Origin of the sequence: Acinetobacter sp. NIPH1876, assembly GCF_022808535.1 — a bacterium.
In the GTDB taxonomy this organism is placed as follows: Bacteria; Pseudomonadota; Gammaproteobacteria; order Pseudomonadales; family Moraxellaceae; genus Acinetobacter; species Acinetobacter higginsii.
The window spans coordinates 22,807-43,565 of record NZ_JALGBR010000019.1; the positions used below are offsets into that span (position 1 = coordinate 22,807).

General features: G+C 40.7%; 17 protein-coding genes. 6 read left to right on the plus strand and 11 right to left on the minus strand.

From position 1 onward, the window contains the following. Window positions 1–62 precede the first annotated feature (62 nt). The 3 genes from MN869_RS17810 to efp all read right to left on the minus strand — a co-directional run bounded on the left by MN869_RS17810 (window position 63) and on the right by efp (window position 3,399). Window positions 63–365, minus strand: coding sequence for a YbdD/YjiX family protein (locus MN869_RS17810; RefSeq protein ID WP_004770453.1), 303 nt, complete (start codon window positions 363–365; stop codon window positions 63–65). A 2-nt stretch (window positions 366–367) separates the two neighbouring features. Further along, complete coding sequence (locus tag MN869_RS17815) at window positions 368–2,470, minus strand: carbon starvation CstA family protein (protein WP_243308897.1); 2,103 nt, start codon at window positions 2,468–2,470, stop codon at window positions 368–370. Between the two features lie 359 nt (window positions 2,471–2,829). After that, window positions 2,830–3,399: an elongation factor P gene (gene efp, locus MN869_RS17820; protein WP_004808248.1), complete on the minus strand. Its 570-nt coding sequence runs from the start codon at window positions 3,397–3,399 to the stop codon at window positions 2,830–2,832. 354 nt (window positions 3,400–3,753) lie between these two features. Between efp and epmB the strand changes: the two genes are divergently transcribed. Genes epmB through MN869_RS17835 form a run of 3 tightly spaced genes read left to right on the plus strand, consistent with a single transcriptional unit; the run spans window position 3,754 to window position 8,610 of the window. Further along, window positions 3,754–4,770 (plus strand): EF-P beta-lysylation protein EpmB, encoded by a 1,017-nt coding sequence (gene epmB, locus MN869_RS17825; RefSeq protein WP_005202633.1) that lies wholly within the window; start codon window positions 3,754–3,756, stop codon window positions 4,768–4,770. A 13-nt stretch (window positions 4,771–4,783) separates the two neighbouring features. Continuing rightward, window positions 4,784–6,538 carry a hypothetical protein gene (locus MN869_RS17830; protein ID WP_005202631.1) on the plus strand — a complete coding sequence of 585 codons (1,755 nt, stop codon included), beginning with the start codon at window positions 4,784–4,786 and terminating at the stop codon, window positions 6,536–6,538. Beyond that, the gene (locus tag MN869_RS17835) at window positions 6,520–8,610 is read left to right on the plus strand and encodes an EAL domain-containing protein (RefSeq protein ID WP_005202629.1); all 2,091 of its coding nucleotides are present in this window, start codon (window positions 6,520–6,522) and stop codon (window positions 8,608–8,610) included. Before MN869_RS17830 ends, MN869_RS17835 begins: the two co-directional genes overlap by 19 nt. An 87-nt stretch (window positions 8,611–8,697) precedes the next feature. Here the strand turns inward: MN869_RS17835 and rpmE are convergent, their stop codons facing one another. From rpmE to MN869_RS17855, 4 genes are all read right to left on the minus strand, one after another. Further along, window positions 8,698–8,922 (minus strand): 50S ribosomal protein L31, encoded by a 225-nt coding sequence (gene rpmE / locus MN869_RS17840; RefSeq protein WP_004808257.1) that lies wholly within the window; start codon window positions 8,920–8,922, stop codon window positions 8,698–8,700. Window positions 8,923–9,121: 199 nt separating this feature from the next. Continuing rightward, the gene (locus MN869_RS17845; protein ID WP_005202627.1) at window positions 9,122–10,090 is read right to left on the minus strand and encodes a bile acid:sodium symporter family protein; all 969 of its coding nucleotides are present in this window, start codon (window positions 10,088–10,090) and stop codon (window positions 9,122–9,124) included. Window positions 10,091–10,506: 416 nt separating this feature from the next. After that, entirely contained in the window at window positions 10,507–10,908 is a 402-nt protein-coding gene (gene gloA, locus MN869_RS17850) for a lactoylglutathione lyase (RefSeq protein WP_004808260.1), read from the minus strand. A gap of 2 nt (window positions 10,909–10,910) precedes the next feature. Beyond that, entirely contained in the window at window positions 10,911–13,085 is a 2,175-nt protein-coding gene (locus MN869_RS17855) for an MFS transporter (protein ID WP_005314422.1), read from the minus strand. 186 nt (window positions 13,086–13,271) lie between these two features. On the opposite strand from MN869_RS17855, the gene MN869_RS17860 reads away from it, so the two are divergent. Further along, entirely contained in the window at window positions 13,272–15,902 is a 2,631-nt protein-coding gene (locus tag MN869_RS17860) for an ATP-binding protein (protein WP_005202623.1), read from the plus strand. 45 nt (window positions 15,903–15,947) lie between these two features. Here the strand turns inward: MN869_RS17860 and MN869_RS17865 are convergent, their stop codons facing one another. From MN869_RS17865 to surE, 3 genes are all read right to left on the minus strand, one after another. Next, window positions 15,948–16,877 (minus strand): LysR family transcriptional regulator, encoded by a 930-nt coding sequence (locus MN869_RS17865; RefSeq protein ID WP_004808267.1) that lies wholly within the window; start codon window positions 16,875–16,877, stop codon window positions 15,948–15,950. Between the two features lie 137 nt (window positions 16,878–17,014). Continuing rightward, entirely contained in the window at window positions 17,015–17,839 is an 825-nt protein-coding gene (locus MN869_RS17870) for a peptidoglycan DD-metalloendopeptidase family protein (RefSeq protein WP_004808269.1), read from the minus strand. 119 nt (window positions 17,840–17,958) lie between these two features. Next, window positions 17,959–18,729, minus strand: coding sequence for a 5'/3'-nucleotidase SurE (gene surE / locus MN869_RS17875; RefSeq protein ID WP_005202622.1), 771 nt, complete (start codon window positions 18,727–18,729; stop codon window positions 17,959–17,961). Window positions 18,730–19,066: 337 nt separating this feature from the next. Here surE and MN869_RS17880 point away from each other — a divergent pair, with 337 nt between their 5' ends. Then, on the plus strand, window positions 19,067–19,441 hold the full coding sequence (locus MN869_RS17880; protein ID WP_005202620.1) for a hypothetical protein: 375 nt from the start codon (window positions 19,067–19,069) through the stop codon (window positions 19,439–19,441). Window positions 19,442–19,539: 98 nt separating this feature from the next. Here MN869_RS17880 and MN869_RS17885 read toward each other — a convergent pair whose 3' ends face one another. Next, window positions 19,540–19,902, minus strand: a complete 363-nt coding sequence (locus MN869_RS17885) for a hypothetical protein (RefSeq protein ID WP_005202618.1) — start codon at window positions 19,900–19,902, stop codon at window positions 19,540–19,542. Window positions 19,903–20,237: 335 nt separating this feature from the next. Between MN869_RS17885 and MN869_RS17890 the strand changes: the two genes are divergently transcribed. Beyond that, the gene (locus tag MN869_RS17890) at window positions 20,238–20,639 is read left to right on the plus strand and encodes a hypothetical protein (RefSeq protein ID WP_004808275.1); all 402 of its coding nucleotides are present in this window, start codon (window positions 20,238–20,240) and stop codon (window positions 20,637–20,639) included. Window positions 20,640–20,759: the final 120 nt, after the last annotated feature.

Here is a 20,759-nt window from a genome sequence, read left to right on the forward strand (position 1 = left end):
TGAAACAGTGCATGTTTCAACATACACTGTTTTGGTTTTTTTTCAACGAAATCAATTGATTTCTAGCAAGGGCATTTTTTCATATTACCACCCGCAGAAGGATAACGTGCATCGATACAATGACGATAAAAAGTCTTGGCATCCATCGGGGTTAGATCAGGATGATGCGCTTTCATATGCTGTACATAAGTTTCATAATCTGGCACACCCACCATCAACCGAAAACTCTGCTGCAAACGCTGCCATAACACAGCAATACGCGACCAATTCTTGGGTGATAAAAGCAAATGTTTTTGCGACATGATGGTGAATTTAATAATCTTCACAATCACTGCGCTGCCTTGTCGAGCAATTTTAAAATCCATCGCTACTCTCCTTTGATGCTATTCGCCGTCATCGGGGTTTCTGAATAAACTGCTGGTGCCTCGTTCACTGTTGGTGTCGGGCTCGCCAATGCTCTGCGTACAATACCAATCGAAGCAATGATCATCACAATCGCAACAATCATAAAGAAGCCACACAGTGCAGCATTGATCTGATTTGACATCACAATCGTTTGCATTTCAGCAACGGTTTTGGCTGGTGCAAGCACCTCACCACGCGCAATTGCATCCGAGAAACGATTCGCTTGTGCAAGGAAGCCAATTTTTGGATTTTCATGGAAAATCTTTTGCCAGCCCGCAGTCATTGAAGTAATGAATAAGAAAATCGTCGGGACAATGGTGACCCAAACATACTTCTCTTTTTTCATCTTGAATAAAATGACGGTTCCTAAAATCAGTGCCATCGAAGCAAGAATCTGGTTACCAATACCAAATAACGGCCACAATGAGTTAATCCCACCAAGTGGATCAACCACACCTTGATACACGAAGAAGCCCCAACCTGCCACTGCGACAAAAGTCCCGACCAAGTTCCCAAAGAATGAACTCGATTGTTTAATCGCTGGAACCACGATACCGACTGTATCCTGCACCATGAAACGACAAGCACGTGTACCCGCATCTACAGCAGTTAGAATAAATAATGCTTCAAACAGAATCGCAAAGTGATACCAGAACGCCATCATTGAGCGATTGTTAAAAATCTCTGAAATGATATGTGCCATACCAATTGCAAATGTAGGCGCACCACCTGTACGAGACAGGATTGAACTCTCACCCACTTCCTGAGCCAATAAGGTCAACATTTCTGGACTCACCACGAAACCAAGATTACGCACAGCTTCCGCAGCGGTCTCTACCGAGGTCCCTAAAACTGCTGCTGGTGCATTAATCGCAAAGTAAATGCCTGGATCGAGTACTGTCGCACAGATCATTGCCATGATGCCGACGAAAGATTCCATCAACATACCACCATAACCGATCATACGAATATTGACTTCGTTATCGACCAATTTAGGTGTCGTTCCAGATGCAACCAAGGCATGGAAACCTGAAATCGCACCACAAGCAATGGTAATAAACAGGAAAGGAAATAAACTACCCGCAAATACAGGGCCTGTACCATCAACAAAATGGGTCACTGCTGGCATTTTCATATCAGGCATCGCGAAGATAATCCCAATCGCCAAGCCTGCAATCACACCAATTTTAAGGAAGGTTGATAAGTAATCACGTGGTGCTAACAGCAACCAAACCGGTAAAACAGAGGCGATAAAACCATAAATAATTAAGGCCCAAGTCAATTGAGTACCACTGAGGGTAAATAACTGCCCCCAATATGGATCTTTTGCAACATCCCCACCATACACAATTGCCGCCATCATCAGTACAAAACCGATAATCGACACCTCTGCAATTTTCCCTGGGCGTAGATAGCGCATATACACGCCCATGAACAAGGCGATTGGAATGGTTGCAGCAATACTGAACACACCCCATGGACTATGCGCCAATGCTTTCACGACGACCAAAGCCAGCACAGCAAGGATAATGATCATCACCCCCAGCGTACCTAGCATCACAATCACACCCGCAAAGGTACCCAATTCCTGTTTGGCCATTTCTCCCAAAGAACGACCATCACGTCGTGTTGAAATAAATAGAACAAGGAAATCTTGTACCGCGCCTGCAATCACCACACCGACTAAAAGCCAGATCGTCCCAGGTAAGTAACCCATTTGCGCTGCGAGAATTGGACCGACTAAAGGCCCTGCACCTGCAATCGCGGCAAAGTGATGACCGAATAAAACGAACTTATTGGTCGGAACATAATCCAGACCATCGGCAAGGCGATGAGCTGGGGTTAACCGTTTAGGATTTAATTCAAAAACTTTGTTTGCAATGAATAAACTATAGAACCGATATGCAATGCTATATACACAGACTGCGGCAAGAACTAACCAGACCGCATTAACATGCTCACCACGACTAACCGCCAAGATCCCAAATGAAATTGCCCCAACGATGGCAACCAAACTCCAAAGGAGTTTCGAGGGAAGTGTTGACTTTGCTTGTGTTGTCTCCATTCAAAACCTCTCAAATACATAATGCGTGGTTAGGGTCTGTTGACATTTCACTTTACGAGCGATAGCTATCATTGCGACAGAGAACATTTTTAGAAGACATAAAGCATGTCTTATGCAATTTAGCTATTCTAAATAATGAGTAGCGATTACAGCTACGCAAGATAATGTAGTGGCAACAAAAAATGTCAGCAAGCCCTATTAGATTTCCCTTTCCATATTTTCTGTAGAAGAAATATCTTTGTAAGTTTACCTTCTAGCTTCAATTATTTATCTAATACTTTGGCATAAAAAAAGGGATGATTGTTTAATCATCCCTTCGATAATTGTATATCTTGAGTAGCTTGGCTACTCATTCACAATTATGCACGTTCTAGGTAGTCACCAGTACGTGTGTCTACACGAACGCTTTCTTCTTGCTGTACGAATAATGGAACACGTACAACTGCACCTGTTTCAAGCTTCGCTGGCTTACCGCCACCGCCAGAAGTATCACCACGTACACCTGGATCAGTTTCAATAATTTTCAACACAACAAAGTTTGGTGGATTTACGTTCAAAGGTACGCCATTGAATAACATGATCGTACATTTTTCATTTGAATCGTCCTTTAACCATTTCGCAGCATCGCCCATTGCTGTTTTATCAGCAGCGATTTGCTCGAAAGATACAGGATCCATGAAGTTCCACATTTCGCCATCGTTGTAGAGGTAATCCATTTCAACTTCTACAATATCAGCTGCTTCTAAAGAATCACCTGATTTGAATGTTTTTTCTAATACTTTACCAGAGCGAAGGTTACGTAATTTCACACGGTTAAACGCTTGACCTTTACCTGGTTTTACATATTCATTTTCCATGATTGAACATGGGTTGCCATCAAGCATAACCTTAAGGCCTGCTTTAAAATCATTTGTAGAATAATAGGCCATGAAAGGCGCACTCCAAACTTAAAAATCAAATCTTATGGGCTTGTTTAACATTCATATTTGGTTGCGACACAGGAGATTTTTTCGACGATACAAGGCATGGATGGTGAAATTTAGTTATTCTAAATGAACCATACATAACGCAGTAGCTACAAAAAATCTCCCTGTCCCGTAGGGTTATGGCTAAAATTTCCTCATACTTCGTTATGAAACTTGGCAAGGGAATAGCCATTCCCTGCGTTTCACGCCTCGCATGATTAAATTTTAACCAATAACGCAATTCATATATGAACGTTAAACAAGCCCCAATGCTAGACTAGGCACACAGCTGCGGCTAACACTATTTTTACGTATGGCATGATAAACTATTTACATCAAGAGCAAAACTGGCAATCACAACTCAGTGACCTAATTACTGATCCTTTAGAGCTGTTAAATCTGCTTGAGTTATCTACCGATCAACTATTATCAGGGGCAATCCTCGCCTCTGAACAGTTTAAATTGCGCGTGCCACGTGCATTCGTCGGAAAAATGACCATTGGCGATCCGCTTGACCCTCTGCTATTGCAAGTCTTACCCCATCATCTCGAACTGGAAGAACATCCTGAGTTTGTGACGGATCCTTTAGGTGAAGAAGCCGCAAATCAAATGGCAGGGGTTTTACATAAATATCAATCACGTTTTTTGTTGACCTTAACAGGTGCATGTGCGATTCACTGTCGCTACTGTTTCCGTCGTCATTTCCCGTATCAGGAAAATCTGCCTAAAAATGACGATTGGTTAAATATCAAACAGTATATTGAGCAAAATCCACAAATCAATGAAGTGATTTTGAGTGGTGGTGACCCCCTCACACTAAACAATCGAAAAATTTCGTTGTGGCTAGAACGAGTCGCATCTCTCCCTCAGATTAAGATATTGAGAATTCATTCACGGGTTCCGATTGTGATCCCGAATCGTATTGATGAAGAGCTGATTTCTATATTAAAAAACAGTAGGCTACGTATTGTAGTAGTGGTACACTCAAACCACGCAGCTGAACTTGATGATTTCACTTGCTCGAAGTTGCTAGAGTTGTCATTCCAGCATATAACCGTCCTAAATCAGGCAGTTTTGCTCAAAGGTGTGAATGATTCTGCAGAAACTTTAAATGCATTGAGTAGCCGTTTATTTGAAGCACGAGTAATGCCCTATTACCTTCATGTTTTGGATAAAGTTAAAGGTGCTCAGCATTTTGATTTAAGATCTTCAGAGATAGATCAGATATACAGTGATGTATTAGCGAGTTTACCAGGATATCTCGTCCCGAAACTCGTCAGGGAAATTGCGGGCGAAAAAAATAAAACACCGCTTTTTGGGGTTCAAACATTCTGAGATTGATAACACAATGATGAATAATGCTTTTTCGGATATTTTTCAAATTCCAACAGTCTTAAGACGGGACAAACTTAGCTTTTGTGATACCAATTCTAAAAGTCTCAATGAATGGATTTCAAATCTATCCATTATGCAGTTGGGCGATACCTCCAAAGCACTATTTGCAGCTTTATTAGAGCTGAGTGAACTGGAATGTTCGGAAACTTTACGTTTTGACTTGGTTCAGGTTCTGCACCCAACCATTGAAAATGTTTTGGGAAGTCTGGAAAAGAACTTTTTCAATCAGGGCGTGATTAGCTCAGATCGTAATGAGCATATCATTGAACTAGCAATGTTATTGCGTTGCTACTTTGCAGCAATCTATATCAATATTGTGCGTCGCAGTAATGACCAGCTTGATCAGCAAAAGTTTTCTATTTTCGCGCTGAATCAAAAGAAAAATCTGCAAACGGCAAGAACCTTAGCCACCTTTCAATCGCTACAGCAATTAACCCAATTGCTCTATCAACAACATATGTTGTATAGCGAGCCAGTTGCTGGGCAGTGGTTAATTGCCCATCAACTCTATGATGCAGCAGTGACACATAAGTATCAGCATACCAACTTAGATCAGTCTCAGGGTAAACCAAGTTCGATTACCAATATTACTCAGGCCTATGCCCAGCTGATCTTGATGGATATTTTTAATACCAATCAAATTCGTCAATCTGAAATACAAGCTCTGTTCCAGTGTAGTTTTGACTGGGCCAAAATGGTCCAAATCTTGGCTAAAGAAACTGATTTAACCAAGTATGTCGTAGATACCAGCAAAGACCATCCACCGATTTATAATAAAAAACAAAGTTCTGGCTTCAACCCAAACATCTTTATCAGCACACATAGTTTGTTGGATCATGTCACAGCAACACTGCATAAAAATGCAGAATATATTTCTAAAAATGAAAAAATCTATTTAACCCCAGCACTGAAATTTCATGTGCAAACTATTTTAGGTACAACTGCAGAACGCCGTCATGAGCGTTATGAATACTCAGCGCAACTGCATATTTGCTTTGGTTTACTGACTGCGCACTTCTATCTCTCCAAAGCTAAGAATTTCGCAGAGACCTTATTGCTAGACCACAGTTATGGTCTACAAAATGAATCGAAGTTTATGTCGGCTTGGGACAAAAAAAGTGCTTCTGACAACCAAGAGTCTGCGATTCAACGTTTAAGTCGTGAAAGTAAAGCCGTTTATCAAGCTGATATTCTAGATATCAGTGTCAATGGTTATCGTATTAAGTGGTCTGGAGAAGCACCAAAGAATCTAAGAACTGGCGAATATATTTTAGTCAAAGAAACATCACATGGGCATTGGCGTGGAGGCGTAATCCGTTGGCTCAAACAATCAAGCGAGAAAAGTCTAGAACTCGGTTTAGAAGTATTGGCACAAGAGATCTTCCCTTGTGCTGTTCGCATACAGGCTGATCGACATATCAGTAATTATCATCCAACACTTTTATTAAAAAACCAAAATCTGGATGAAACAAAAACAACTTTAATTTTACCAGGTTCACAAATTTTTAGAGAACATCAAGCTGTTCATTTAAGATTGGGGAAAGAGGAAGTCAAGGTGTATTTATTAAACGCACAATTAATTACCCAGAGTTTTGTTCAATTTGAATTTGAACTGCTAAATGATGAGGAACTTCCGGTTCTTCAAAAATATATGGCACAAAAAAATATGGACACAATTGATCAAGATTTATGGGAAGCATTAAAGTGAGAAATTCTTTACTGTCTAAGAAACTCAAACGGACAGAAACCCGTTTACTAATTATTGACGACAATCAACTTCGTTATAATCAAATTGCCGCGATCTTTAAGGCGCAAGATCATCAAATTCATGCCACCTTATTAGATGATCTTAAAACATTTGAAAAACAGTTAAATTTACCCTGGGATATTGTGATTTTTGGTCGTGCTTATGACTTAAAAATCGAACAAACTCTATCCTTGATTCAAGCTTCATCGCAGCCAAGCTTGCCTGTGTTGTTACTGGAACCTGATGACTATAACCATGATCAATATCAGACCTATATTCACAAAGGCATCTATGATGTTTTGAATCTTAAAATACCTGAAACGTTCTATATTAGCATGATCCGTGCATTGTCTTATAGTCGTCTGGTTCAAGCTGAACACCGCTTGCTCAATGAGCTTGAAGCAGCACAAACGCAAGCTCAATCCTTAGTCGCAGAGACGCATAAAGCTGTTGCCATTTTACAAGAAGGTATTCACATCAGTGCCAATACTGAATATGCCAACCTATTTGGATTTGCGAGTGAAGATGAACTGATTGGCTTACCGATCCTCGATGTTTTGCAACCTGAAGATTTAGCACAATTTAAACTGCGCTTTAAAAAGATTTCTCAAGGTCAGTTCGAGCAAGGACGTTTTGAGCTGCGTACTCAAAATGCAACTGTGAAGAACAACCCATTACATCTTGAGTTTTTACCTTCAGGCAATGAAGAGGAAATTCAACTCAATATTGAATGTGGAACATCATCACAAGTAACTGCAGCACCTGCAACTGTCATTTCATCTGAGAAAGTATCCAATTTAAATAGTGCTTTACAACAGATTAATCGACAGCTGACCAATCATCCAGCCAATGCCAATGCAGTTGTGCTGTTTAGCCTGAGCAGTTGTCCAAATGAGGTTTTTCAAAGTGATTGGCGTAGCACCAAAGCGTATTTTGCCAATATCCAAAACTTTATCAAAGAACAAGTCAGTGTTCCTGTTTATCCAGTCGATAGCACACTCTACGTTGCATTGTTTCAAGCTGAATCCAAAAATGTTTTGAATTCACTGCTGATTGGTTTAAACAGCTTGCAGAAACCACAACTTTTAGCGACTACTCAGCACACCTTCCCTTTACACCTTAAATTGGGTTATTGCGAACTTGCACAAGCCATTCCAGATGAAGCGGTTTTTGAGCAGGTCCTAAGTAAAGCATTCACTGCAGCTTTACCAGTATTCAATAGTCCAAAAATTGATACTGATATTGGTTTAACAACCGAACACATTCCAACAAAAGTCCAGTTAAGCTTGTTACAAGAACTGAAACAGAAACTGGATATCGGTGATATTCATCTTAAATATCAGCAGCTTTATGATAAACAAGATCAGCATACACATACTTATGAGGTTTCTGGCGGCTTTATCTATAACAATCAATGGCAAGACTTAAGTGATCTAGCCGATCTTAAAGATGATGTTGAATTATCAGTTCAACTAGACCGCTGGATTCTTGTTGAGGCATGTAAGCAATTACATAACTTCATCACTCAATATCCAAAAGCCAAGCTGATTGTCAACCTCAATCATCATGTGTTATTGAATGATCAAAAACTCCCAGAGTTAGTTGCAAAATTACTCACTATTATTGGCAGTAAACAAGCACACCCATTAATTCTGCAATTTTCTGAACAAGCACTGCAACAGAACCTATCGCAAGCACAGCCACAAATTGCCTTGTTGCGTCAACATGGTGCTGAAGTTTCGATCCGAGGTTTCGGTGATTCACTTTATAGTGACTCGATGCTGCAACAGATTGATGCTCAATATTTGAGTCTACATGGCAAATTGACCAAAATGCTTGCCTCTGAAAAAGACATGGCAAACTTACAAGAAAAAATCCTGCATTTTATTGGCCAAAAACCTGTGGAAATTTTCTTGATGGAACTCAATGACATGAACCTGTTTGCCAATGCATGGAATGTTGAAGCACGTTTTTTACAAGGGAACTACTTCCAGAAAAAGCTTGATCGCTTAACCGATGTACAAGACCAATAAGGTCTTGTACACCACTGTCTATATACATTATCGATAAAATATAGGCACAAAAAAACGGGCATATCGCCCGTTTTTTCTTTCTTGATATTAACGTTTGACAGAACGTGACATACCAGAGAAACGTTGTTTGAATTTGTCGATACGACCGCCAGTGTCCACATTCTTTTGTTTACCAGTATAGAATGGGTGGCAAGCTGAACATACGTCAAGGTAAATTGTTTCTTTACCAAGAGCAGAACGAGTTTCGATTACGTTACCACATGAACAAGTAGCAACTAAGTTTTCATATTTAGGGTGAATATCGGCGCGCATGGTCGATGCTCCTATTTAGTAAGAAAGGCTTAAGCTGTTATCGCAATTGATCACTCTCAATTTGAGGAAAGCAAAGTGTTTTCACACTTGCAGATCAACACCACAACAGACCATTTCTTTTGACTCACCGAGACTCTAAAGGTCAGAGCAAAGCCAACAAGTGCCGAAGATTATACGCCAAAAAATTAAATTTTGCGAACTATTCCTGATTTGATTTTGACCAACGATTCGCAATCACCCCACAAACCATCAACTGAATTTGATGGAAAATCATAATTGGCAGTACGATCATACCTAAAGGCTGCCCGATGAACAGGATTTGAGCCATGGGTACACCGCTCGCTAAGGTTTTCTTGGAGCTACAGAAGAAGATCGTCACTTGATCAGCATGATTAAAACCTAACCACTTAGGTACATACAACGCAAGCAACATCACGAGAGTCAATAATACCGAACACGCAAGTACCAGATACAACAAGGTTAAACCACTGACCTGATGCCATAAACCTGCTACTACAGCACTACTGAATGCCCCATAAACCACCATTAAGATCGATCCCTGATCAAACGCTTTGACGATACTAGGTACTTTGACCATATATGGAAAAACATACGGACGTAATAATTGCCCTAAAATAAAAGGCACCAGTAGTAACAAGGTGATTTGAATAATTGATGTGGTCGGATCAAAACCATGTTGGCTTTGTCCCAAAATAAAATAGCTCACCAAAATCGGGGTAATAAACATCCCGATAATATTGGAGAAGGATGCGCTACATACAGCGGCTGCCACATTACCCTTAGCCATCGAAGTAAATGCAATAGAGGATTGTACTGTTGATGGCAAAAAGCACATAAATAAGAAACCCCAATACAACTGCTGCCCCAGTAGAGGTTCCAACACAGGTTTAGCCAGCAATCCAATCGCAGGAAAAATCACAAACGTAAAAGCAAACACCAAAGCATGCATTTTCCAATGCAGCATCCCTTCAACCACGGCTTCACGTGATAACTTAGCGCCATGTAAAAAGAACAGCACTGCAATTGCGACCGTGGTTAAAATATTAAAATAATGTGCAATCTGACCTGAGACGGGTAAAAAAGTCGCCAGTACTACCATTGCGATTAATAATATTGTAAAGCGGTCCACTGCCAGTTGCTTCAACATAACTTATCCCTATCTACTCACTAAAACTAAAAAGCCCAATATGATGTTGTTGATCATTTGATCGCACCATCATACTGGGCTGAATAAATAAAGCTAGGGCTTTAGATTAGAAATCTTGGACCCAATAGACCAAAGAGAGGGTCTATTGATATTTCAGCCATGCCTTGCGTTATCGGCTAAAATGACATAAACAAGGCATGAAACGCTGGCAATGGCATTCCCTTGTCAAGTTTCATAACGCGGTTTATGGAAGTTTTAGCCATAACCCTACGGGACAGGAATGTTTTTTGCCACTAGTGTGTTAGATCTTGCTTACCTAGAATAACTAGGTTTCACAAAACCAGCCTTGCACCGTCTAAAAAACATCCTCTGTCGCAATGAGAGCTATAGCTCGTAAAGTGAAATGTCAACAGACCCTAGTTATTACGTGCGTTTTGATCCTGTTGAATCAATTCAACTTTATAACCATCTGGATCTTCAACAAAGGCAATCACTGTAACACCACCTTTCATTGGACCCGCTTCACGTACGACTTTTCCACCACGTGCTTTGATTTCTTCACATGCTTTATAAGCATCATCTACACCAATAGCGATATGACCATAAGCATTACCTAAATCATAGCTGGCTGTATCCCAGTTATGCGTGAGCTCAAGCACAGTATTGTTTTCTTCATCGCCGTAGCCAACAAAAGCCAAGGTAAAACGCCCTTCTTCGTAATCACGTTGGCGTAGCAATTTCATACCAAGTACCTCAGTGTAGAACTTCAAAGATTGTTCTAAATTACCTACTCGTAGCATCGTATGTAACATGCGCATAGTTATTCACCTGTCTGTTGAGTTGTTTGGTTTTCATGATCGCGCAACAGTTTCGCAACCCATACCACTAAAACTAAAATTGGAATACCAATTAAAGTCGTCATTAAAAAGAAATTCGGATAACCAATATTGCTGACAATCGTTCCTGAATAACCGCCCAATAATTTTGGTGTTAAAGTCATTAATGAACTGAAAATCGCATATTGAACTGCGGTAAATGATACGCTGGTTAAACTCGATAAAAAGGCAATAAATGCCGCACCAGCTAAACCTGAGGCTAAATTATCGACAATAATGGCAAAATATAACCATAACGAGCTATAACTTTTAATCACCTTACCAGACAATTCAACCATACCTGATTGAGCTGGATCAACCACAGTAATCGGTTGAATATCCACATTTAAATCCGTCTCTGCATGAGATGCCGTATCGACGCGATATTGTCTGGTTGCCAACAATTCACTGCCCGTATTGTTGGTTAAATTAGCCAAAGCCGTAATGGTCTTGGTCGGTGATGCTTGCAAAATTTTGCCATCAATCACGCCTGTGAATAAGCCATTTTGATCCACTTTCGCTACAAATTCCTGCCCATCTAATGTTAAAACAACAGGACTTTCTGCATTGAGTTGCTCAGCTTTTACACCGGCTAACTGACCTTTGATTACCAGACTTTGTTTTAACTCTTTCGGCGTGAGTTGATCATCACCACTCATTGGTAGCAGTTGAATCTGGGCGTGTTGCGCATTCACCAGATAAGGAACTTCAAACTGAGCCTTCGAGTCTGCTTGGTTTTGATATTGAGTACTGACCTGAACCGTATTTGCTTTAGCTAATACTTCATTTGGAACTTGTAACTTCCAATATCCCACCTCATCGGTCTGCACTTGATAATGCTGAGCGCCCACTTGGACTTCAACCTGATCCAATGGCTTGCCAGATTTAACTAAACCGATAAAGATCAAATTGGTTGAGCTTGCCAATACCGCACCAACGAACATGAGTTTCATAATGTTCATACGTTGCGCCAACAGGCCACCTAAGAAGCCACCGACCAAACTAAATATTACACCATAAATTTTGACTGCTTCAGCAATCTGCTCTTTACTAAAGTTTAGATCTTGATAGAACACATTTGAAATCACCCCTGCAATAATGTCAGAGATACGAAAGAAACCAATTAACAGTAATAAAACCAATGCCAGTTTAACGCCATAGCGCTTAAAGAAATCCAGAATCGGGGCAACCCATGTTTCTTTCGCCATTTGCTGATTGACAACACCCATTTTAACCAGCCCAAAACCGATCAATAAGGCAGTTGCGGTTGCAGTTAAAAAGCGCAGCGCTTCTAAACCAAATAATGCAGCGGTGTCTTTAATTGCTGCTGCCTTGGCAATGGCTTCAGTAACGTTACCTGAATAAATATAGCTCACCACAAAAGTTGCAACCGCGATAAAAAACACAAACACCAAACGGTAATAATCCGTGGTTTTATAATGCTTATAAACGCGATTCACTTGCGGTTCACGAACACATAAGGTGGTGATAATACCCACCACCATCACTGCGGCCATGGTTAAATAGGTATATTTCCAAGCTTCGTAGATATAATTACCTTTGGCCGTTCCCAAATAGGCTGCTAGGAATAACGCTCCTGCACCAGCAACAATCATCCCAATACGATAGCCCGCATTGTATGTTGAAGCCAACACAGTTTGCATTTCAGTTTCAGCTAACTCAATACGGTAAGCGTCAATCACAATATCTTGTGTTGCAGCTGAGAAACCCAGTAATACTGCACCAAATGCCATTTGGATTAAATAGCTTTGACCAAGCGCAGGATCTGAAAAAGCCATAATACAAATTGCACAGATAATTAAACATTGTGCAATGAGCAACCAAGCACGGCGACGACCTAAACTCTTGGTTAAAAATGGGACGGGTAATTCATCAATTAACGGTGCCCAAACAAATTTAAAGGAATAACCCAAGGCGGCCCAACTAAAAAAAGTGACCGCACTTTTATCAATACCAGCCTCACCTAGCCATAACGACAAGCTAGAAAAAATCAATAAAATTGGAATCCCTGCGGAGAAACCAAGAAATAACATAATCAGAGCACGGCGATCTAAAAATGCTTTAAATGCCGATGCCCAACCAGAGGCTTGAGTTGTCATTGGTTATTATTTTCCATGAACATGCGTGAATGTGCTTATTCAATCGTTTCTTGCCCTTGCTTGCAAGTTGCTTTATGCAATCATTCTTTTGTTTTGTCGATAAAAAACACAAGTTCGCTTGATCTTTAGGGCTAAAACTGTATACCTTTAATTACTCAACTTTAGTTTATTTGTTGGATAGCAACAGTGACCCAAAAACTCGATCAAATGACTGCAACAACTTTATCATTAACACCAACAAACACTATCACCGCAAATATAAACTCTTTACCAAGCGCATTTGACCAGACGGACATACAAGCAACACTGATTAAAACCGCACTACGTGCAGACCAACTCACTCATATTCCAGACCTAGCTGAAATACCAAGTTCGACCAAACGCATCAAGCCGCTCAATAATTTTTTAGGGCAAGATCGCGCACGTGCCTCTGTTGAAGCTGGTATTTCATTACCCTACTCAGGATATAATATTTTTGCTGTTGGCACGGCAGGATTGGGTAAACGTACCATGATCAAGCGTTTGCTGCAGCAACACGCCAAAACCATGCCGACACCAAATGATTGGGTCTACGTAAACAATTTCAAAAATCCAAGACAACCAATCGCGCTGCACTTTCCTGCTGGACAAGGCACCAAATTTCAAAATACATTGCAACAAGCATGGCAAATCATTTTGAAACAATTGGAACGCCGTTTTAGTGCAGAAAGCTATCACAACCGTATTGAGCGTATTCGTCAAGATACCGGAGATGTACAACAGCAAGCTTTGGTTGAACTCACTAAAGAAGGCGAAGAACTCGATTTAAAATTAGTTTCTCGCAATGACAAACATGTCTTTATAGCAATGCAGTTACGAAATGATGAATATCATGAATTAACGCAGAATGAGCTCAATGCACTCCCAACCAAAGAACGCACAGAAATTAATTCTAATATTCGTTATATGGAGAAAAAGCTAGAGCGCTTAGGTTTACATCTAGGTGATTTAGAAGATGATGCACGCGATCAAGTTTCGAGCCTCAATCGAGATATTGCGACGCAAGTGGTCATGCCACGCATTGAGTCCATCTTAAATAAAAATAAAGAGGTGAAAGGCTTAGATTTGTTCCTAAAACACTATGCTGAAGACATTATTGACAATGTTGAGCTGATCTTAGAGCAAGAAGAAGATGACTTTACCCCTGCCTTATTTAATCGTGTCCCGTCACGTTATCAAGCCAATGTGATTGTTGCCAATAAACCGAATAGCGGTGCTCCCGTTATTTTTGAAGACTTTCCAACCCACTACAACTTATTGGGTCATGTTGAGCAACTCACACATAATGGTACGATCACGACTGACTTCACTTTGATTCGTCCTGGCTCGTTGCATCAAGCCAATGGCGGCTTTCTCATGCTTGAAGCTGAACAATTGCTTGAGCAGCCGTATGCATGGCAAGGTTTAAAGCGTGCCTTAAAATCAGGACAACTTAAGCTCTCATCACTCGAACACATGCTGACCTTAACAGGGAGTATTTCAATTGAGCCAGCTTCAGTTCCGCTTGATATTAAAGTCATTTTATTGGCCGAACCTGAAATTTATTATGAAATTCTGGAAGTTGAGCCAGAGCTAGGCAGTGTCTTTAAAATCCGTGCTGACTTTACCGATACATTACAACGTAATGACAGTAACGAACAAGCGTACATGCAGTTGATTGCCGATTATGTACAAGCTGACAAGCTCCTTCCATTTGATCGCTCTGCGCTCGCAGCTTTACTGACCGATTCAAGTCGCCAAGCCGAAGATCAAAGTTCACTATCACTCCATGCCTCAACGCTGGGTGATTTAATTCGTGAAGCGCATCATCATGCTTTTAAAGCGGATGACAAGATCGTCACTGATCAGCACGTTAATCAGGCCTTACATCATCGTCAATACCGCTTAGGCTATTTACGTGAATTGTATTGGCAAGACCTGTCTCGTGGAACACAGCTGATTGAGACTTCAGGACATCGTCTTGGTCAGATCAATGCCCTCTCTGTGATTCACTATGCTGATGTTGAGTTTGGTCTACCTTCTCGTCTGACCGCATCTGTGTATCAAGGTGGCGGTGATATCCTCGATATTGAGCGTAGTGTAGAACTCGGTGGTTCACTGCATGCCAAAGGCGTCTTACTGATGTCGAGCTTCTTAAAAGCTCATTTTGGTCGTGAGCAAATTTTACACTTCTCTGCTGCATTAGCGTTTGAACAGAGCTATGGGCAAGTCGATGGTGATAGTGCTACGGTTGCAGAACTTTCAGCGCTTATCTCTGCGATCTGCCAAATTCCAATTGATCAGTCTTGGGCAATCACAGGCTCGATGAACCAGTTGGGTCAAGTACAGCCAATTGGTGGTGTCAATGCCAAAATTGAAGGCTTCTATGACGCTTGTAAATTGCAAGGCTTAACTGGCAAACAAGGTGTCATTATCCCACGTCAAAATATGCAGCACTTGATGTTACGTCAGGATGTAAGCGATGCTGTCCAAGCAGGACAATTCCATGTTCATGCGATTGATACCATTGATCAAGCTTTAGAAATTTTAATGGCACGCCCAGTCGGAACCCTTGATAAAAAAGGTCGCTATAGCAAAAACTCGATCTATGCTGCGGTGATGGAGCAACTTGAATATTGGCAAGCGATCGAGGATGGCGAAGCCGTTGAAGACGAGGAACCAAAGAAAAAGAAGAAGCGAAAAAAAACCAAGAAGGATGAAGTTACGGCGAAAACTTCTGAAGAAACAGCTGTTGAAGCAAAGAGCTTAAAACCACTCAGCAAAAAGAAACGAAAATAGAGCTAAAGGAAAAGCCATGTTCCTGACGGAACATGGCTTTTTTTATTAGGCTACGCCCTGCAAGGAACGCCCACCAGGAAGTTGAGCAAAATATTGCTTCAGCGCATCAATACAACGATGTACTTTCATTGGGTATTGCTCACGCTTAGAGGTTAAAGCATGCAAGGTATACGCTGGCAATTGCCAATCGGGTAATACCTCAACTAAAGAACCATTAATCAATTCTTTTTGAATATCCATATACAAAATACGTGCTACGCCATGCCCTTGTTGGCATAGTGATTTTGCGACAAAGACATTATTCGTACCTAAACGTGATTTCATATCCACATTGACAACTTCACCACTGGTACCATGACGGAATGCAAAATGTTGATAGCCTTGCATTAACGTGATTGGCAGTAATTCATGGTGACGTAAATCTTCAGGACGAGTAATCGGCTGAGCTTGATTGAGATAACTTGGTGAAGCAACTAACACCTGATCTACACGAGCCAAAGGTACAGCTGCTAATTGATGATCATCAACTTTCAGACTCATACGAATCGCAATATCAATACGTTCTTCGATTAAATCAATATAACGGTGATCCGCTTCAAAATGGATGGCTAAGCCTTTATGCGCTGACATCCAATGAGAAAGTGCGGGAATGACATGTAGTGCACCCAACTCTGGCGTAGTTGCAATACGTAAATCTCCGACGAGATCGTCCCGTAATTCATTGATTCTGATTTTGCCACGTTCAGCCGCAGCTAACATTTCTTGGCAACTTAAAAAGAATGCTTGTCCTGCTTCAGTGAGACTGAGTTTTCGAGTTGAGCGATGGAGTAACGTAACATCCATTTCTTGTTCTAAAGAACGGATTTGTTGACTGACTGCGCTGGTTGTAATTCCTAAGTCTCTTGCTGCACCACTAAAAGAGCTTTTTTCCACAACACAGGCGAACACCCCCATTGCACGCAATTGATCTAGCATAGACTTCCCTCTTACCTTAATTTATTAATATGCTTATTGTTCTAATGAAAGCAATCTCATTTCAGTATACAAGGAAGTCTATTTACGCACTAGAGGATTATTAATAAATAATTGAAATATTGTTAATAATCCTAAGGTTAATTTGGTAAAACTGTGACTGGATTCACAGGTTTTCCGTCTAAGCGGACTTGGAACTCCATCATGACACGTGAAGCGCCCGATGAACCCATTTCTGCAATTTTTTGCCCCGCAGTCACGGTATCGCCACTCTTGACTAACATTTTGCTGTTATGCGCATAAGCCGTGATATAACCATCGATATGTTTGACTAAAACAAGATTACCGTACTCTTTTAAACCATCTGCGGCATAGACAACTTGCCCATTTGCTGCTGCGAAGATTGGATCCCCTTCATTACCACCGTAACGCGTTCCTTTTACATTACTCGCCATATTATAGCTTTGAATAATTGGTCCATTCGATGGCTTCACCCAACGTAGACTTGATGCTAAGGTCGTAGATGGATTAACAGGCACTGCTGGAACCACTGGTCTTGGGATCACAGGCTGTGTTTTTGGAGCCACAGGTTGCTGAGTCGGTAAATTAATGCTTTGACGTTGAATTGGTGCGGTCTGTGTCATTGCTTGCGTAGAGGTTGTACGTTGTGCGACAGAACCTTTTAAACGTAGAGATTGATTGACATAAATACGGTACGGCGGCGCAATACCATTCAAAGCTGCAACATCTAAGTAGTTCAAGCCATAACGATTTGAAATCGCGCTTAAGGTATCGCCAGAGCGAACCGTATAATAATTTGGTGCTTGCACATAACGCGCGCCACCATTTACTTGCGGTTTAGATGCACAACCCGTCATAACTGCCACTGTTGCAACCGCCATAGACAAAACGATTGTTTTAATCGTTTTCTGTGATAGAAAAACCGAGACATGGTTTAAGTGCATCTTCGCCCTCATCGAAAAAAACCTTAATTCATTATTACATTTGCGCCTAAGAGTACCAAAAAAGTGAGAAAAAACGAGTTCTCACTTTCTATATTCACAAAGTTATAACATTCATACGGCTAACCATTTACATGAGCATGCAAATTTTCAAGCACAGCATAGTTGGTTGCATCCATCTGGATTGGAGTAATGCTGACATAACCGTTCGAAACCGCAAAGAAATCGGACTGAATATCACTGGATACCGCTTGTGGATCGGTAATCGCCTCTCCTGCCAACCCAATCCAATACACCTGACGACCACGCGGATCAACATGACTACTAATCGGCTTGGATTGAGCACGTCGCCCCTGATAGGTTACCTGTGCGCCCTTAAGCTGTTCAATATCTGGAATGTTAATATTAAAGATATGACGTGGTGGCAAAACAGGGAGCCCTTTGGCAATAAAATCATGAACCCACTGCGCTGCCACTGCATAATGTTGTGGGTGTTCATAAGAACGTACATTTGATCCTGCTAAAGAAACGGCAATCGCAGGATGTTTCATCAAGCGCCCTTCAAAAGCTGCACCCACCGTACCTGAATATAAAACATCATCGCCAAGATTTGCACCACTATTGATGCCACTCACGACAAGATCAAATTCAAAATCGAACAGCCCATTCATGGATAAATAAACACAGTCCGCAGGTGTTCCATTGACTGCCCACACATCTTCAGAAATTTGTATTGGTCGTAAAGGGCGATCAAGTGTTAAAGCACTAGAATAACCGCTGCGCTCACTTTCTGGCGCAACCACCACAACGCGGCCCAAAGGTTTTAATGCTTGCGCTAAAGCTTGTAGCCCAGGTGCAAACACACCATCATCATTTGCTATTAAGATATTCACTGGAATCTATTCTCTATTTGGGGATAACTGGTATTTCAGCCACTCCCTGTGTTTAGGCCAACATAATTTAAATCAGGCATGAAACCTAGGCAATGACACTGCCCTTGTCAAGTTTCATCCTCAAATTAGAGACAATTCTAATAAACTGTGCGCGAAGAACCTGACACAAATTGATTTGAACGTTCAACAAAGTTGAGAAGATAAACTGAATACGACCCATGCCATCAACATCGTTGAACTGTCAACTGACCTCAGCTTACTCAACAGTTTTTCCAATTGAATTATTCCTTGAATTATATATATTTAGGTCTTCATAGTATTAGAAATTTATACAGCCATGAGACATTTATCTAATTTTATCCGAATTTTTGGGGTGAGTTTCACACTTTTAGCAGCACCTACTGTTTTTGCTGATGAAGCGGTTTCTGTAAAAGAAGCAGATGCATTGATTAAAGATGATATCGCCAATGCACAAGTACTGGTTGAAATGTGCCCGAACTTGATTGGTAAAAATGCTAAATTTGACCAAAATATCAAAAAAATGATGGGTTCATATTTAAGTAATTATTCTGATAAATCTGCTTCTTTGGACAGCTTACAGAAAGATGCTGAATTTAAAACTTTGCTAAAAGATGCTCGTGAAGCAGCATCTGAAGTGGATAAAGCCGAACAAAAATCAGTATGTGAAGAAGTAATTAATTTTGAAGGTTAATCACTTTTAGAAATCTGATGTGGTTTTAACGATTAAATGAGTTAAAACCACTTCGCTGTATCTAATTGATAAAAGTTCTGATATTGCTCGAATAATACTTACCAAGCATCCGGTTCACGAACCATATGAATAATATTAGCTGGACTAGTAATCCACCCTCCTCGAAATCCCTCTGTTAAGGGTTCAATTGCATCACAACGAATTACACCCGCCGCTTCCAAATATTCAGCAGCTTCGGAGAAATTATCGGTAAACAATTCAAGCCAAAGCTCAGCTTGACTCATCTCAGGTGCCGCAGCGATCCATAATTTAACGGGTCCAAGTTCAAAGCCTATATCAGGCAGCTTATCTGTAATTTGTTTAAGGCCAATCACATCACGATAAAACTTAACGGTAGCTTCAAATTGATGTGGTGGAAGTTTAAGTGCAATATCAACACCGCCTGTGAATTTTGCTTTCATCTTATTACTCCTACTATCTACAGATTTCTTATTTTCTCTCACATTTTTATTTACTTTGCGTGCCTCTCTTGTGGCGCAGTGGCTTCATCCATGCTCATCGCAACCCTATTAAAACAAACTCATCTTAAATCGCCTACTTTTAAAGCAAACCATGTACAAGCAAGCATGTCAAAACATGGCTCATCAAACCTCAAAAAGATCACTACGTTTTATATTCTGTATATCTATACCCACATTTTCTCCACGCTTCCTACAGCAAACATACATTTTTTAACATGCTTTTGTGCTATAAGTTGTTCAAATTCTTTAAGTCTTGTTTTTGAGTTTGATTTGTTATGAAGAAAAATGTTTTTAAAACACTAGGTTTATCATTCCTCATCGCCTCAAGTGCACTTGCGCCAACAGCATTTGCAGCTGAAAAAAAGTCAGAACCTGAAAAGATTGAAGTCACGCCTATGTCTGATAGTGTGACCAAGCAAGAACTTGCTGCTATCTATGTTCTTTCTGAAATTTGTCCAAGTTTAATTGGCAAAGATTTAAAATTTAATAAAGCCTATGACAACCTCGTTAAAGCTTATTTAAACAATGAAGCGAATGCCGTTGAAACCCTTAATAAACGCGTCAAAGGCAAGGACTACCAAGAGGCATTAAAAGAAGCGCGTGCTGACGCAAAAGCAGCTTCTGATGATGATAACCGCCAGATTTGTGATGATGTTCGTAATTATTACTCGAAATAATCCGACCAATTAAGCTTCAGGTTACAATACTGTATGAAAAAGCCGACTTCCCCCGTAGAAGTCGGCTTTGCTTTGTCCTAAAATGCTAGGCTCGTCTGCTTCATACAAGATATTGGAACC

Coding starts and splice junctions, on each gene's coding strand:
- MN869_RS17810 (WP_004770453.1), bottom strand. CDS start 365: ATGGATTTTAAAATTGCTCGACAAGGCAGCGCAGTGATTGTGAAGATT.
- MN869_RS17815 (WP_243308897.1), bottom strand. CDS start 2,470: ATGGAGACAACACAAGCAAAGTCAACACTTCCCTCGAAACTCCTTTGG.
- efp (WP_004808248.1), bottom strand. CDS start 3,399: ATGGCCTATTATTCTACAAATGATTTTAAAGCAGGCCTTAAGGTTATG.
- epmB (WP_005202633.1), top strand. CDS start 3,754: ATGATAAACTATTTACATCAAGAGCAAAACTGGCAATCACAACTCAGT.
- MN869_RS17830 (WP_005202631.1), top strand. CDS start 4,784: ATGATGAATAATGCTTTTTCGGATATTTTTCAAATTCCAACAGTCTTA.
- MN869_RS17835 (WP_005202629.1), top strand. CDS start 6,520: ATGGGAAGCATTAAAGTGAGAAATTCTTTACTGTCTAAGAAACTCAAA.
- rpmE (WP_004808257.1), bottom strand. CDS start 8,922: ATGCGCGCCGATATTCACCCTAAATATGAAAACTTAGTTGCTACTTGT.
- MN869_RS17845 (WP_005202627.1), bottom strand. CDS start 10,090: ATGTTGAAGCAACTGGCAGTGGACCGCTTTACAATATTATTAATCGCA.
- gloA (WP_004808260.1), bottom strand. CDS start 10,908: ATGCGCATGTTACATACGATGCTACGAGTAGGTAATTTAGAACAATCT.
- MN869_RS17855 (WP_005314422.1), bottom strand. CDS start 13,085: ATGACAACTCAAGCCTCTGGTTGGGCATCGGCATTTAAAGCATTTTTA.
- MN869_RS17865 (WP_004808267.1), bottom strand. CDS start 16,877: ATGCTAGATCAATTGCGTGCAATGGGGGTGTTCGCCTGTGTTGTGGAA.
- MN869_RS17870 (WP_004808269.1), bottom strand. CDS start 17,839: ATGCACTTAAACCATGTCTCGGTTTTTCTATCACAGAAAACGATTAAA.
- MN869_RS17880 (WP_005202620.1), top strand. CDS start 19,067: ATGAGACATTTATCTAATTTTATCCGAATTTTTGGGGTGAGTTTCACA.
- MN869_RS17885 (WP_005202618.1), bottom strand. CDS start 19,902: ATGAAAGCAAAATTCACAGGCGGTGTTGATATTGCACTTAAACTTCCA.
- MN869_RS17890 (WP_004808275.1), top strand. CDS start 20,238: ATGAAGAAAAATGTTTTTAAAACACTAGGTTTATCATTCCTCATCGCC.